12 protein-coding genes are annotated in these 14545 nt (G+C 40.5%); 3 read left to right on the top strand and 9 right to left on the bottom strand.

Going from position 1 to position 14545, the window contains the following annotated elements; all coding sequences use genetic code 11:
- Positions 1–81: 81 nt before the first annotated feature.
- From WSC_RS0112080 to lptM, 6 genes are all read right to left on the bottom strand, one after another.
- Positions 82–789 carry a TetR/AcrR family transcriptional regulator gene (locus WSC_RS0112080; protein WP_016956195.1) on the bottom strand — a complete coding sequence of 236 codons (708 nt, stop codon included), beginning with the start codon at positions 787–789 and terminating at the stop codon, positions 82–84.
- Positions 790–961: 172 nt separating this feature from the next.
- The gene (recG, locus tag WSC_RS0112085; RefSeq protein ID WP_016956196.1) at positions 962–3040 is read right to left on the bottom strand and encodes an ATP-dependent DNA helicase RecG; all 2079 of its coding nucleotides are present in this window, start codon (positions 3038–3040) and stop codon (positions 962–964) included.
- A 180-nt stretch (positions 3041–3220) separates the two neighbouring features.
- A complete protein-coding gene (locus tag WSC_RS24185; protein WP_016956198.1) occupies positions 3221–6541 on the bottom strand; it encodes an ATP-binding protein in 3321 nt (1106 codons plus the stop codon).
- A gap of 16 nt (positions 6542–6557) precedes the next feature.
- Positions 6558–7754 (bottom strand): ABC transporter substrate-binding protein, encoded by a 1197-nt coding sequence (locus tag WSC_RS0112100; protein WP_026016822.1) that lies wholly within the window; start codon positions 7752–7754, stop codon positions 6558–6560.
- A gap of 168 nt (positions 7755–7922) precedes the next feature.
- The gene (gene lysA / locus WSC_RS0112105; RefSeq protein ID WP_016956200.1) at positions 7923–9173 is read right to left on the bottom strand and encodes a diaminopimelate decarboxylase; all 1251 of its coding nucleotides are present in this window, start codon (positions 9171–9173) and stop codon (positions 7923–7925) included.
- A gap of 11 nt (positions 9174–9184) precedes the next feature.
- Complete coding sequence (gene lptM / locus WSC_RS0112110; protein WP_157447273.1) at positions 9185–9352, bottom strand: LPS translocon maturation chaperone LptM; 168 nt, start codon at positions 9350–9352, stop codon at positions 9185–9187.
- A 72-nt stretch (positions 9353–9424) separates the two neighbouring features.
- Between lptM and cyaY the strand changes: the two genes are divergently transcribed.
- Both cyaY and WSC_RS0112120 read left to right on the top strand, forming a co-directional pair.
- The gene (cyaY, locus tag WSC_RS0112115; RefSeq protein WP_016956202.1) at positions 9425–9757 is read left to right on the top strand and encodes an iron donor protein CyaY; all 333 of its coding nucleotides are present in this window, start codon (positions 9425–9427) and stop codon (positions 9755–9757) included.
- An 81-nt stretch (positions 9758–9838) separates the two neighbouring features.
- Complete coding sequence (locus tag WSC_RS0112120; protein WP_016956203.1) at positions 9839–10525, top strand: alpha/beta hydrolase; 687 nt, start codon at positions 9839–9841, stop codon at positions 10523–10525.
- Here WSC_RS0112120 and dtd read toward each other — a convergent pair.
- The 3 genes from dtd to WSC_RS0112135 form a co-directional block, all read right to left on the bottom strand.
- Positions 10522–10959 (bottom strand): D-aminoacyl-tRNA deacylase, encoded by a 438-nt coding sequence (gene dtd / locus WSC_RS0112125; protein WP_016956204.1) that lies wholly within the window; start codon positions 10957–10959, stop codon positions 10522–10524. The two genes, WSC_RS0112120 and dtd, sit on opposite strands and share 4 nt — an antisense overlap.
- A gap of 140 nt (positions 10960–11099) precedes the next feature.
- Positions 11100–12065, bottom strand: a complete 966-nt coding sequence (gene pip / locus WSC_RS0112130; RefSeq protein WP_016956205.1) for a prolyl aminopeptidase — start codon at positions 12063–12065, stop codon at positions 11100–11102.
- A 30-nt stretch (positions 12066–12095) separates the two neighbouring features.
- Positions 12096–12902 (bottom strand): YihY family inner membrane protein, encoded by an 807-nt coding sequence (locus tag WSC_RS0112135; protein WP_016956206.1) that lies wholly within the window; start codon positions 12900–12902, stop codon positions 12096–12098.
- A 92-nt stretch (positions 12903–12994) separates the two neighbouring features.
- Between WSC_RS0112135 and WSC_RS22665 the strand changes: the two genes are divergently transcribed.
- Positions 12995–14545: NADPH-dependent 2,4-dienoyl-CoA reductase (locus tag WSC_RS22665; RefSeq protein WP_016956207.1), on the top strand; the 1551-nt coding region annotated here is incomplete at its 3' end.

Genomic DNA, 14545 nt, shown 5'->3' on the forward strand with positions numbered 1-14545 from the left:
AGCTGAAGGCTGTGATGTTTATTAGAGCTAAATCAAAATGAATAGTGATAATCAGCTCTAGATAACCTGGGTTTTGGCTGGTTAGTCGGCTTTAGCGAACAAGTTGCCGATTTTCCAGAACCGCCCACTCGATTTATTGCCTTTTTGATCTACATATCCATGCCATAACTGCGCCAGTGCATCACGTGCTTCTAAGCCAAACTCCGGCTGCAACAGGGCAAGACGGGATTGTTCAATTGATGTCGCGAGCTTTTCTGGTGGATGGCTAATTTGCCACAAACCTAACAACATAGCATAACTACGCATTAGCAATTGTGCACATGTTTCATGTTCATCTAATTGCAAACGACTAGCGAGATCTTTGGCGGTTAAAGTGAGTGTTTCGAGCAATCGGTTTTTAAAATCGAGCAATATTTTTAGGTCAACATTTTGTTCGATAATTGAGCTACTTAAGCTTGCCAATTGGAAAAATTGTGGTTGAGTTTCTATGTAGTGACAGAGTGCATTGATAATTTCATCTGCATCTGGTTTTTCTGCACCTATGGCACTGCGGATGTCGCTAAACCATGCGACGTAGTGTTGTTCGAGCAAAGCTAAAAAAATCTCTTCTTTGCTTTTGAAATATAAATATACTGTGCCTTTAGCTATGCCTGATTGGTTGGCGATGGCCGCTGCTGTAGGTAAAGCGTCTGGACTGTCATCGAATAATTCAGCGGCGGTTTGTAAAATAAGATCGCGTTTGAGCGATTTGTCTTCAGCTGAGCGGGCACGTTTAGCAGACTTGATCATGGGTAACTCCTTTCCTTGGTAATGACTACTCGTCATCTAGAGAGATTAATTTTAACAAATCAATTGATTTCATTGTAGAACCCTAAATTACACTTGGTCAATTAATAAGCTAAATCAAGATGCTATAGTTAGCATACTTTTGGTTATTAAGAAAATTAGACGTTTGTCGAAATTATGCTTGAGAATACTTATCTCTATCACCTAACCAGCGAGCAATTAATTGCTCGCTAATATCGGACTGGCGCAATAATTTTGTTGCGCACTTGCGTGCTGGGCTAATGAGTTGGCTGTCGCGTAATAGGTCTGCGACTTTAAATGACATTTCACCGGTTTGTTTGGTGCCGAGTAATTCACCAGGCCCGCGTATTTCTAGATCCTTTTGTGCAATGTAAAAACCATCTGTGCTTTCACGCATTACCCCAAGGCGTTTTTGCCCAGTTTGTGATAATGGTGATTTGTACATTAATAGGCAATGGCTGGCAACTGCACCACGACCAACGCGGCCGCGTAATTGGTGTAGTTGGGCTAAACCTAATCGTTCTGGGTTTTCTATTATCATAAGGCTAGCATTAGGTACATCTACGCCAACTTCAATGACTGTTGTGGCAACTAATAAATCCGTTTCACCTTGTTTAAACCCTTGCATCACTTGTTGTTTTTCACCAGCTTTCATCCGCCCGTGGACTAAACCTATGCTTAAATCAGGTAAAGCTTGTTGCAATTGTTCGGCCGTATCTTCTGCTGCTTGGCATTGTAAAACTTCGGATTCTTCAATAAGCGTACATACCCAATAAGCTTGGCGTTTCTCTTGTTTGCAAGCTTGGTAAACTCGTTTTATCACTTCATCACGGCGGCTGTCGGGCAATACCACTGTGGTGACTGGTGTGCGTCCTGGTGGTAGCTCATCAATCACAGAGGTGGTTAAATCGGCGTAAGCTGTCATAGCTAAAGTGCGTGGTATCGGCGTTGCAGTCATGATCAACTGGTGTGGGTACAAGCCACTATTAATCCCTTTGTCGCGTAAACTCATACGCTGATGGACACCAAACCTATGTTGTTCGTCTATGACCACTAATGCGAGCTTGGCAAATTCGACATCTTGCTGAAATAACGCGTGAGTTCCGACGACCATTTGGCTTTCGCCACTGGCTATTCTAACCTGAGCTTCGCGTTTTTGTTTGGCTGTGAGTTTGCCGGCCAGCCAATCAACTTTAAAGCCGATCGGCGTTAACCAGTTAGCAAAATTAATTGCATGTTGTTCAGCCAATATCTCAGTTGGTGCCATTAATGCAACTTGGTAACCTTGCTGTAATGCTGAAAGCGCAGCTAATGCTGCAACTAAAGTTTTTCCCGAGCCAACATCACCTTGCACTAAACGTAGCATAGGGTGGGGTTGATTCATATCTTGCTGTATTTCTGCAACTACACGGTTTTGAGCTTGCGTTGGTTTAAATGGCAAGCTCTCAATGAAGTCTGTTAATAATGGATGTGCGGGTGATATAGCAACAGATGGATGTTGCTGTGTTTGCTGACGGAGTTTTTGCATACTGAGGTTATGTGCAACTAATTCTTCAAAAGCTAAGCGTTGTTGGGCTGGGTGTGTACCTGCCTCTAATTCTTCGAGTGATACATCTGGAGTCGGTCTATGTAACATTTGAATCGCTTGTGTCAGGGTAAATTGGGTTGCTACATCAGCAATGGGGATAAGCTCTGTGACCTCTGTGCTTTTTAATCTGGCTAATGCTTGATCGGTTAAATTACGCAAGGTATTTTGTTTTAAACCTTCAGTTGTTGGGTAAATTGGCGTAAACGCTTCTTCAACATGCTGTAAGCTTTCAAAGTCACCCACTTTATATTCAGGGTGGATCATCTCATAACCGTATTTGCCTCGTTTAACTTCACCAAAAGCTTTGATGTGTTTTCCGACTGAAAATTGATTTTTTTGTGCTGCAGAAAAATTGAAAAACCTCAAAGTTAAACTCTGTTGACCATCGCTAATTTTACACAACAACATACGTTTACGGCCAAATACAATTTGGCTACTTTCAACTTCGCCAATGACAGTTGCGGTAATTTCAGGCAATAGATCGTTAATAGCATAAATACGGGTTCGGTCTTGATAGCGTAGCGGGAAGTGAAAAAGTAAGTCTTCAACTGACTGAATATGCAGTTGTGCTAACTTTTGCGCAACCTTAGCGCCAACGCCTGTAAGTGTAGTGACAGATTGTGAAGCTAAGCGCGATAACGACATGTGAAATAATATACTGGTGAAATTAACAGTATATTAAGCCGGGCGTTTTGTTAATTGCAAGTTTTGTTGCTGCTAGCTGTTATTTTTATGTTGAACAAGCATATTGTGAGTGGATTGGAGCAATTGTGCCTGCGCTGCTACAAAACATCTACTGACGCGAATAATAGCTTCTTTAATTGCCTAACTTTGGGTGATGGATTGCCAATGCGCAAATACTTCAGCGATTATTTGTTTGTTAATCGGTTTAACTATGTAATCGTCCATACCTGCTTCTAAGCATTTTTCTTTATCACCCACCATAGCATTGGCTGTCATTGCGATAATGGGAATGTTTTTGTAGCTGTCGCCGCAGTCGCCTTGGCGAATTTTCAAGGTGGTTTGATAACCATCTAGCTGCGGCATTTGGCAATCCATTAATATTAGATCATATTCTTGGCCAAATTTTTGACTTGCGAATAACATGTCGATGGCTTCTAAACCATGATTAGCTACATCAATTAATTCCGCGTATGGCTCTAACATGGTTTGTGCAACCAGTTGATTTATTTCATTGTCCTCAACTAGTAAAATGCGCTTAAACTTATCGGTAATCGGGTGTTCCGGCACTGCTTTATTGGTGGTTTTTTTCCACTCAGTTTCAGTTAAATTATTTAATACACCTATGAGTTCTTGGCTGGTAATTGGGTATGACAGCAATTTAATGTTACTCGCAATTAATTCTCTTAGCGCTTCATTCGGGTAGTTTACCGGGTGGATAATCAAACAAATAGTGTCTTGGTTTAGTTGCTCTATTTGTTTGAGTAATTGTTCCGTTGTGGTTGCACCCGTGAGTAAATCGGTAAAACAGACGATACTATCCTTTGGTTCCTCGACGCTGTTGAGTTGTGCTGTGTTGGTTAAGTTTTGGGGATGCTCAATAATTTTCAGCAATTGTTTATTGAGTAATTTTTTATATTGAGATTCTTCACCTATTAACAGCACCTTGTATTTGCATGCGTGATGCAGCGTTCGTTGGTTGTGGACTTCGACAAATTCACAATGGATCTCGACTGTAAAAGTACTGCCGTGGTTGTGTTGGCTTTTAACTTGAATATCACCGTCTAACAAGTTGGCTAATTGTTTACTAATAGCTAAACCTAAGCCAGTGCCACCAAATTTTCGTGTTGTGGAGGCATCTACCTGAGTAAAAGCTGAAAATAGTGAGTTGAATTTGTTTTGATCAATACCTATGCCGGTATCGATAATATCAAGCGTTAAACGTACGCTTTTGTTTTCTATCAATTGACTATTCGCTTTGATGCTTACCGAGCCGTGTTCAGTGAACTTAATCGCATTACCAACCAAATTGGTTAAGATTTGTCGATAGCGAGTTGGATCTGTTAATAAGTGGATATGCTGTAAATCGGTTGCATCAACTAATAATTGTAACCCTTTTTCAAACGCTTTAATTGCGTAAGTTTGACCGACATTTTCTATCAGCTCTTGTATATTTGTTGGGACTTTTTCGATATCAATTTTACCCGCTTCTATTTTAGAAAAGTCTAAAATGTCATTAATTAACACCAGTAACGAGTTGGCGCTATGTTGCGCAAGTTTTGTGTAGTGGTGTTGACGCGAGCTCATATCAGTGTTTTGGAGAATATTAAGCATGCCAAGTACACCATTCATTGGTGTGCGGATTTCGTGTGACATGCTGGCTAAAAATGCCGATTTTAGTTTGGCAGATTCTTGTGCTTTTTCGAGGGCTTGCTCTCGTTCTACTATGGCTGTTTTTAGTTGATTTTCGGCGGCCATACGCTCAGTTACATCGTTTTGAATGCCAAGATAGTGGGTTAACTTACCATGGTTATCAAACACAGGTGTTATTGATAGTTGATTATAAAATTTCTTGCCTTGTTTGGTGTAATTAATAATTGTTGTGGTAATCGGCTGTTGCAAACGAATCGCTTGGCTAATTTGCTCAACCGCTTGAGGGTCTGACTCTTCCCCTTGTAAAAATCGGCAGTTTTGTCCTAGCACTTCAGCTTTGTCGTAACCGGTAATGGCTTCAAATGCTGGATTGACATAAACAATTGGTTGAGAATCTAAACTAGCATCCACTATCAGGATACCGCAAGGGGCTGTTTCTATTGCACGATCGCGAATGAGTAGCTCGCGGTCAATATTCTTTTGTAAAGTTACATCTATCCCGACTAACACTATACCGGCGAGGCGTCCATCCGAGGTTAAATATAAAGTTCTATGCCAATGGATAAAAACTTGCTGGTAGGCAGAGTCACCATCTTTAAGGTTATACATGCTCTCAAATTCATATAATTCATTGTCTAGGTTAAATACTGCCGCTCTGTGGCACTCTTCTATTAAATTGATTGATGCGACACCTTCGGTTAACACTTGTGATTTAAAGTGGTCAAACGCATTGTTATGCAATAAACAGCGGCCATTGAGATCAAAAACAGCCAGCGACTCGGAAATTGAGTTGATAACACTTTGAAATTGTTCTTTAGATACATTGGTGGCAAATAATTCATCCAACAAACCATCAAACTGGTGACGCAATTGCGCCATTTCATATAGTTCAATGTTTTCTGAGTGGTTGATGTCTTTTGAAGCATACTCGTCTTGATTTTCAATCGCCTTAACAAACTGATGTAGTGTTTGAGAAGCAAAATTAGCGGCTAAGCTGATACTGTAGGTTGTGACCAGAATTAAACCAATTAACACAACAATTAATACGATAATAAATATAATAACCTGTTGGTAGGCGTATTCAGCGGCTTGCAGCACGTAAATTTTGCTGCCGTCATTTAAGGTTTCAAGATAAAATTTAAACGCCTGTAGCTGCTCGGTTGCAAACTGAAAGCTGTCGGTAGCAAGTTCAGGGGTGGTTTGAAACACAATATTATTGTGTTTATCAAGGTAAATAATATCTGTTTTTAAGAGGTTAAGTGTCAGCAATGGTTGCACTTGTGCACGTGGAATAAATGCGTAAATTGCGCCCTCGGGAGAGGCGCCGTATTTTATCGGAGCAATAAATAGCCAGCCTTTTTCAGAAAGCTGACGATAAACTTTTCCCTGCTGTAACACTGCCGTGAACCAGAGCTTTTTGTCGATAACTGGATGTTTGATTTGATTACTGGTGACAACTTGCCCTTCAAAATCTAATAAACTAATTTGGCTGCTTTTAATCCCGGCAAATACAAACGAATTGAACAACAAATTGATATATTGCTTCCGACCATCTATATCAATTAGGCTATTAATGACGAGATCATTATTGGCCAAACTTTCTACTTGAGACAAAAGTGCAGCTTCGGTTTTATTCAGTGCATGACTGAATTGCTCGGCAATTTCTTGTTGTTGATCTGTTATTTCATGTTCTACTAATCTTTGAATGTAGACGAACAGTAAAAAGCCAACAATTAGCAACATGGTCAGCACTTTTGGTAGTGTTTTGCGGGTGATGTGCTGCTGCAATGTTGGTTGGTTATTTTGGTCCATGCGTTGTGTATGCGCCTTATTGAGTTATTTTGGCTGCGCGAGTGGCGCTTTGAATAATGGATAAATAACCAAACTTATCATATGCGAAAATATGGTAATCTTCTGGCGCTAATGCATCCTGTTTATTGGCGGTAAACGCAGGAGCATAAGTTTTAACTAAACCTCGATAGGTAGGCAAATCTTGTAGGGCACTTTGAATTGCTGAGCGTTCGGTAGATTGAGCTAGATTAATTGCTTGTGCCAGTATGTGGACTAAATCATATGCATGGGCAATACCTACCGCAGAAGGCACTGTTTGTGCTGTATAATCTGTTTGATATTTTTGATTATATGCTTGAAGTACTTTGGTTGCTTTTTGCATATTTTGGGCGGTAAAAAACGAAAATGTTTGTAATACTCGAATATCGGATTGTCTAATAATATCTAAGCCAACTTGTTCAACAAAATTTCCTGAAGTGATCCCCCAATGAGATATGATGGGCTTGTGCAAATTTGTCGGTAATTTATTCATTGCTTTTACAATTTCAGCACCTTCAGGTGCATTCGCGACTAAGATAATAGCCTGTGGCTGAGTAGCTATTACCCGCGTCACTTTATTCGCCATTTCTGAATCTCGCCAATTAAACCATTCGACATGGATGATATTAATCCCAAGTTGCTCTGCTGCTAGTGTTAACGATTGTTTGTTTGAACGTCCCCAGCTTGTATGTTCTAACATCAGCGCCACTTGAGTAAAATTGTTTTGTTTAGCGTGTTTAAGTAAAACGACACCAGCGTCTTGGTCACGCAATGACACTCTAAAAACGTAATTGGGTGTGTAACCATTGTCGACCAATTGTGTACCGGCTGCCCAAGGGCCTAAATAAACTATTTTGTGTTTATGGATTAAAGGTAATTGCGACATGGCAACGGGTGTGTGGATACCCCCTAATACGGCAACCAGGTTTTGCATTTGAGCAAAATTTTCGATATTGCGCTGGCCGCGAGCCGGATTGCCTCTATGGTCTTTACTAACTAATTTTAGTTGTTTACCCAGTAAGCCTCCTGCTTGATTAATTTCATCGATTGCGAGCTGAGCACCACGTTGAATGGCGATACCACCTTCCACTGCAACGGCGGATAAATCTGCATCAAGGCCAATTATCAGTTCATCGGCGTAACTCGGTGCAGCATACAAAATAACTGTAATTAAACTAACTAATAATTTTTGCATTGGTTTAACAGGCGATGTTAGTTTTGTTTTTGATGTTTTGAGTATAGCCAACACTGCAATGATTTACAGGCGTTTAGCTAGAAAATTAGCTGAATTTATTAGGGGGTTATGCTGAGGTGAATGGCTGAAGTTGCATCTTTGCCAACTTCAGCCTATTGGCAGTTTAAATTATGGTAATAACTGTTCACCTTTCCATAAATCGACTAGCTGTTCACGTTCGCGTACAACATAAGGTTTGTCGCCATCAACCATAATTTCAACTGCACGCACACGTGAGTTGTAGTTAGACGCCATAGTAAAGCCGTATGCACCACTAGAACGAACAGCAAGCAAATCGCCTGATTCAATGGCGAGTTCGCGATCTTTACCTAAAAAATCACCCGTTTCACAAATAGGACCAACTACATCGTAAACTGCTTTGTCTCGGCTTAATGCAGCGTTGACTGGCACAATGTTTTGCCATGCTGAATATAAACTTGGACGAATTAAGTCGTTCATTGCTGCATCAACAATCGCAAAGTTTTTCTCTTCACCGTTTTTGATAAATTCAACTTTGGTAATTAAAATACCCGCGTTGGCCATGATTGAACGACCCGGTTCAAAAATAAGTTTCAGATGCGTACGGTCTGCTAACTTTGCTTTTAATGCTGCAACATATTCTTCGGTTGCTGGTGGGGTTTCATCCGCGTAAGTTACGCCTAAACCACCACCTACGTCTAAGTGACTAATTTGGATACCAGCAGCAGCTAATTCGTCAATTAAAGCTAAAACTTTGTCTAGTGCATCGATAAAAGGTTGAATTTCAGTTAGCTGTGAACCTATATGGCAGTCGATACCTTGAATATCTAAGTGTGATAATGACGCTGCGTATTTGTATACTTCCAAAGCACGCTCACGCTCAATTCCAAACTTATTCGCTTTTAAACCAGTTGAAATGTACGGATGGGTTTTTGCATCAACATCTGGGTTTACTCGAATTGAAATGGGTGCTTTTTTATCAAGCTCTGCAGCAACTTTGTTGATGCGATCAAGCTCAGGTTCAGACTCTACATTAAAACAATAAATACCGGCTTCTAACGCATATTCGATTTCTGCTTCGGTTTTACCAACACCAGAAAACACTACTTTTGCTGGATCGCCACCGGCTTCGATAACACGCGCCAGCTCACCACCTGACACTATGTCAAAACCTGAACCTAAACGCGCCATTACATTTAACACACCTAAGTTTGAATTGGCTTTAACTGCATAACAAACTAAATGTGGATGTTCACCGGCTGCTGTGTCAAATGCTTGCCAATGGCGCTCAATTGCCGCGCGCGAATAAATATATGCAGGTGTGTTAAATTCAGCGGCAATTTCTGCCACGCTCACGTTTTCTGCAAATAACTGCTCTTGTTTGTAATTAAAAAAATCCACGCTAATTCAACCTATTGATTTGTTGTTTGTTCTAAAGTGTTTTGCTGCACTGTATTGTTGTGCGCCTGTGTCTGAGTATTTTGCTCTGTTGGTTTTGGCATAGTTAATGGCCCACGTTGACCACAGGCACAAATTAACAAGCTGCAGCTTATCAGCGCAGACAAAGTTTTAAATCTCATGACAATTGTTAAACTCTTTTGTTTTAATGCGGGTATAATCGCATTCATTGTTAGAAAATCAAGTGTAAAGACATGAGCCAATTAACTGAAACCCAATATCACCAACTTGTTGACGACATTTTACTGCAAATTGAGCAAAAGCTCGAAGAAATAGAAGACGATTTAGACATTGATTATGAAAATTTTGGTGGCAAGTTAGATATTGAATTTGCTGACCGCAGCAAAATTATCTTAAACAAACAAGAACCACTATTGCAGTTGTGGGTTGCAACTAAATTTAATGGTTACCATTTTAGCTACCAAGACGGTAAATGGATTGATGAACGTTTTGGTGATGAGTTCTGGCACTTCATTGAAGAAGCCGTTGCTAAACAAGCTGGCACAAAAGTCACTTTTAAAAGCTAAATTGCTGGTTTATTAAACAAAATAATGTTAGAAAATAGCCCAGCCACTTTTTAGGCAAACGAGAAAGACAACGGAGAATTTATGACTGAGCAGCTCTCGTACATTGATGTAAACCCGCAAGGGGAAGTTAAATCATTAGTTGTATGGATGCATGGATTAGGTGATTCGGGTCACGGATTCGCCCCATTAGTGCCTGAGTTAAAACTTCCTGCAGAATTAGGCATACGTTTTGTATTTCCGCACGCTCCCGTTAGACCAATTACTATTAACAATGGTCTGCCTATGCGTGGTTGGTACGACATAGTTTCGTTTGATATGAATAACCGAGCGGATGAAAAAGGTGTATTAGAGTCGGCTGCACAATTGCAGGCACTAATAGACGCCGAGTTAAGCAAAAATGATTTAACCCATGAAAACTTAGTGATTGCTGGTTTTTCGCAGGGTGGTGTCATGGCTTATCAATTAGGTTGTCGCCAGCCTGCTGCGCCTGCTGGCATTTTATCTTTGTCTGCTTATCTATCTCGTGCCGACAAGTTAGCCAGTGAAGCAACTGATGCAGCCAAAGCTGCACCTGTGTTGGCTATGCATGGCTTACAGGATGAAATTATTCCAGTACAACTGGGTAGACAGTCTGCCGATATGGTTAAACAAGCCGGTTTTAATGTTGAATGGCAAGATTACCCAATGCAGCACAATGTCTGTGCTGAACAAATTGGTGCTATTTCAAAATGGTTGCAAGCTGTACTCACGGCTAAATCACCTGCCTAAATTTCTAGCCTAAAGGTCATAGGCCCATCATTTATTAGGCTGACTTTCATGTCAGCCTGAAATTGCCCTGTTTGCACCTTTATCCCTTGAGCCTCAACTTGGCTCGCAAAATATAAATACAACTGATTGGCTAACTCGGGTGTTGCAGCATTGGAAAAACTTGGACGCATGCCTTTTTTGGTATCTGCCGCTAGGGTAAATTGTGATACAACTAAAATTTCGCCGCCGACATCTTTTACACTTAAATTGGTTTTACCATTTTCATCTTCAAATATTCGATAACCAGCAACACGTTCAGCTAAACGTTTAGCTTTGGTTTCGTCATCGCCTTTTTCAACGCCAAGTAATACTAAAATTCCTTGGTTGATATTGGATATTATTCGGTTGTTAACTGTTACGCTAGCTTGGCTAACTCTTTGTAATAATGCGATCATTTTTGCTCACTTTTAGTATTTCCGGAAATACTGAAGCAATAATTTAGAGCAAAATTTCTTTTTCAGGGATGAAAAAGCGAAGCGTACAAGGATGTATTTACAGCGGTTTTGCGAAAATTATGCTTTAGTGTTTTTGGAAATCAGTTTTCTTGTAAAAAACGCGCAATTTTATTTGCAGCGTTTAAAAATGCTTCGGCCATAAAAGGTTCACCTAAAGAGTGACCTGAGTTTGGCACTATATACAGGCGGCTATTTTGCCATTTTTCAGCTAATTGCCAAGCTTGGCTGACATCACAAACCGCATCGTAGCGGCCGTGAATTATGGTCACTGGGATATTTTGTAATTTATCTATATTTTTGAGAATTTGATTCTCTTCAATAAAACTTGCTTGAGTAAAATAATGGCATTCCATCAGCGCCATCGTCATATTGGCGTGAATATCATCGGTATTTTCGCGCGATTCTAAATGATGTAACACAGATATTCTGTTTTCCCAATTGCACCAATGTTTAGCTGCGGCTATTTGGCTAAATTGATTGTTGCTCGTAAGCTGTGCCAAATAACTTGCCGCTAATTGTTGGAGAGTAATTTGTTCATCATCTGCTAAATTGGCTGCGCGAATAAACTCTTGATAATAATCTGGGAATAATCGTGCTGCACCAGTCGGTTCGTATAACCATTGTAAATCTTGTTCGCGTGCTAAAAATATCCCACGCAATAACATAGCGCTGATTTGTTCTGGGTGTTTTTGTGCGTAGAGCAAAGCTAAAGTTGTCCCCCAACTGCCACCTGCTAATACCATCTTTTTGATATTAAGCTGTTGGCATATCAACTCAATGTCGGCTAACAAATGTGCTGTGGTATTGTGTTCTAACGACAAACTAGGGGTCGATTGGCCACATCCGCGTTGGTCAAATAAGATAATGCGGTAAAAGTTAGGGTCGAAAAAGCGCCGAAAAAAAGCACAGCTACTGCCACCAGGCCCACCATGACAATAGAGCAGAGGATAACCTTGTGGATTGCCCGATTCTTCTACATAAATACTATGGCCATCATCTGTGTCTAGTTGATAAGTCTGATTTGGCTGAATATCTGGGTAAAGCATGGGTCAGTTATCCTGTTAATTGATTCAATATTAGGCGCTTCTAAATTCATCTAACACGCAAGTAAATTCAGCACCGAGCAATACAACTAGCCAGTTAAAGTACACCCAAACACAAAATATTGGAATGGCTGCCAATGAGCCATAAATAAATTCATAGGTTGGAAAGGCACTGATATACCAACTGAAGATGTACTTACATATTTCAAATAAAATAGCCGTGATACCAGCTCCTACCATAGCAACTTGGCTACTGGGTGCTTTGGCTGGCACTAAACGGTACAACAATAAAAAATATAAAAATGAGAAAACCAGCGGAATGCCGGCGTTGAGCATATTGCCCGGAAACCAGCTCGCAACTTGTTGGATCCATTCATTGGCTAAAAAGGCGCTGGTGGCGAGTAAACTTATGCCTATTAACACTGGGCCTAAAATAATCACCATTAAATAAATGATTAAATCTTGCCAGAATGGACGTTTTTTATTGGTGACAAATATGCGGTTTAGCTCTTTGTCTATATTTTTCAGTAGCATAACCGCAATAACAAATAGTGCTGCCGTGCTTAAACCCGTCGCATTGCCTAAATTGCTGATAAATTTAACTAGGTGTTTTTGTACCTCGGCACTTGCTTCAGGAACAAAATGATGGAGTAAATAACCTTCAATACTGGTTTGTGCTTGTTCAAAAATACCGAACGTGCTCATAACACTCATGATCACAGTAACAAAAGGCACAAAACTTAGCAGTGTCACAAAAGCTAAATTGCCAGAGATGATGCTCACTTCATCTTGTTGACACTTTTTAAAGTATCTAACTAGAAAGCGACCTAGTGTCTGCATTTATGCTGTTCCTTACATTAAACACATGGTTATGCTATTCACTTGCATGTGCTATAACTAATTCAGATTTATAAAAAAGATAGGCTAAGCCAATGACGCAGTTTCCGCAATTATTTCAGCCACTCAAGCTCAAACATCATTGTTTAAAAAACCGCATTATTATGGGCTCAATGCACACCAATTTGGAAGAGTCGCCACAAGGTTTTGCCGCATTAGCCGAGTTTTATCGGTATAGAGCGGAAAATGATGTTGCACTCATTGTCACTGGCGGTATCTCACCTAACGCTTGTGGTGTGTTAGCTCCAAAACAAGCCATGATGACAACTCAAGCGGATGTTGAGCAACATAAACAAATAACCCAAGTTGTGCATAATGCGGGTGGTAAAATTTGCATGCAATTATTACATGCTGGGCGTTATGGTTTTCATCCTGACGTAGTTGCACCTTCTGCTATTCAAGCACCGATTAGCCCTTTTAAACCTAAAGAACTTTCAGATACAGAAATTAATCAGCAGATAGAAGACTTTATTAACGCGGCTGTGTTAGCTGACCAAGCGGGTTACGACGGTGTGGAAATTATGGGTTCTGAAGGTTATTTAATTAACCAGTTTATTGCCAAACGTACTAACCACAGGTCGGATAATTGGGGTGGCAGCCTCGAAAACCGCTGTCGCTTTGCGCTTGAAATCGTTCAGGGTATTCGTGATAAATTGGGTGATAAATTTTTAATTTTGTTCAGATTGTCTGTGCTTGATTTAGTTGAACAGGGCAGTGATAAAACTGAAGTTTTACAACTGGCTAAATGGTTGGAAGATGCCGGAGTGGATATTATTAACACTGGCATAGGTTGGCATGAAGCGCGAGTGCCAACCATAGCTGCTATGGTGCCAAATGCGGTGTTTAGCCAAGCGAGCCAATTAATTAAACAGCATGTTGATATTCCCGTTGTTGCGGTTAACCGCATTAATATGCCAGATACGGCAGAACAAATACTGCAAGACGGTCATGCTGATTTAATTTCAATGGCGCGACCTTTTTTAGCCGACAGTACTTGGGTGAAAAAAGCGCAAAGTGGCAAAGTGGATGAAATTAATACCTGCATTGCCTGTAACCAAGCTTGTTTAGATAAAGTTTTTTTAGGCCAAACCGCCAGTTGTTTAGTTAACCCTGTTGCTTGCCGCGAAACTGAACTGAAATTTAACCCTGCCGCAGTTGTTAAAAATATTGCTGTGATTGGTGCTGGAGTGGCTGGTATGGCGGCCGCTGTGTATTGCGCCATGCGGGGTCATCAAGTGAGATTATTTGAAAAACGCAGTGAAATTGGTGGTCAGGTTAATTTTGCGAAAAACATTCCCGGTAAAAGTGAGTTCGCACAATTGCTACGATATTTTAAAACCATGTTGGCTAAACATTCAGTGGACATTCGTTTGAATATTGAAGTTGAACCTGATGATTTAACCAACTTTGATGAAGTGATAGTAGCCTCTGGTGTGCAACCTAGATATCCAGATATCCAAGGTTTGGATGATTTTATTGGCACTAAAGTATTTGATTATCAGCAGGTGTTATCCGGCAATGTGAGTTTAATGGGCGCAACTGCAATTGTTGGTGCTGGTGGTATTGGTGTGGATATGGCGGGGGTT

The organism is Catenovulum agarivorans YM01, from assembly GCF_000281085.1.
Lineage (GTDB): Bacteria > Pseudomonadota > Gammaproteobacteria > Enterobacterales > Alteromonadaceae > Catenovulum > Catenovulum agarivorans.

Excerpts from the sequence above, each read along its gene's own strand:
- WSC_RS0112080 (WP_016956195.1), bottom strand. The coding sequence starts at position 789 with ATGATCAAGTCTGCTAAACGTGCCCGCTCAGCTGAAGACAAATCGCTC.
- recG (WP_016956196.1), bottom strand. The coding sequence starts at position 3,040 with ATGTCGTTATCGCGCTTAGCTTCACAATCTGTCACTACACTTACAGGC.
- WSC_RS24185 (WP_016956198.1), bottom strand. The coding sequence starts at position 6,541 with ATGGACCAAAATAACCAACCAACATTGCAGCAGCACATCACCCGCAAA.
- WSC_RS0112100 (WP_026016822.1), bottom strand. The coding sequence starts at position 7,754 with ATGCAAAAATTATTAGTTAGTTTAATTACAGTTATTTTGTATGCTGCA.
- WSC_RS0112135 (WP_016956206.1), bottom strand. The coding sequence starts at position 12,902 with ATGCAGACACTAGGTCGCTTTCTAGTTAGATACTTTAAAAAGTGTCAA.
- pip (WP_016956205.1), bottom strand. The coding sequence starts at position 12,065 with ATGCTTTACCCAGATATTCAGCCAAATCAGACTTATCAACTAGACACA.
- lptM (WP_157447273.1), bottom strand. The coding sequence starts at position 9,352 with ATGAGATTTAAAACTTTGTCTGCGCTGATAAGCTGCAGCTTGTTAATT.
- cyaY (WP_016956202.1), top strand. The coding sequence starts at position 9,425 with ATGAGCCAATTAACTGAAACCCAATATCACCAACTTGTTGACGACATT.
- dtd (WP_016956204.1), bottom strand. The coding sequence starts at position 10,959 with ATGATCGCATTATTACAAAGAGTTAGCCAAGCTAGCGTAACAGTTAAC.
- WSC_RS0112120 (WP_016956203.1), top strand. The coding sequence starts at position 9,839 with ATGACTGAGCAGCTCTCGTACATTGATGTAAACCCGCAAGGGGAAGTT.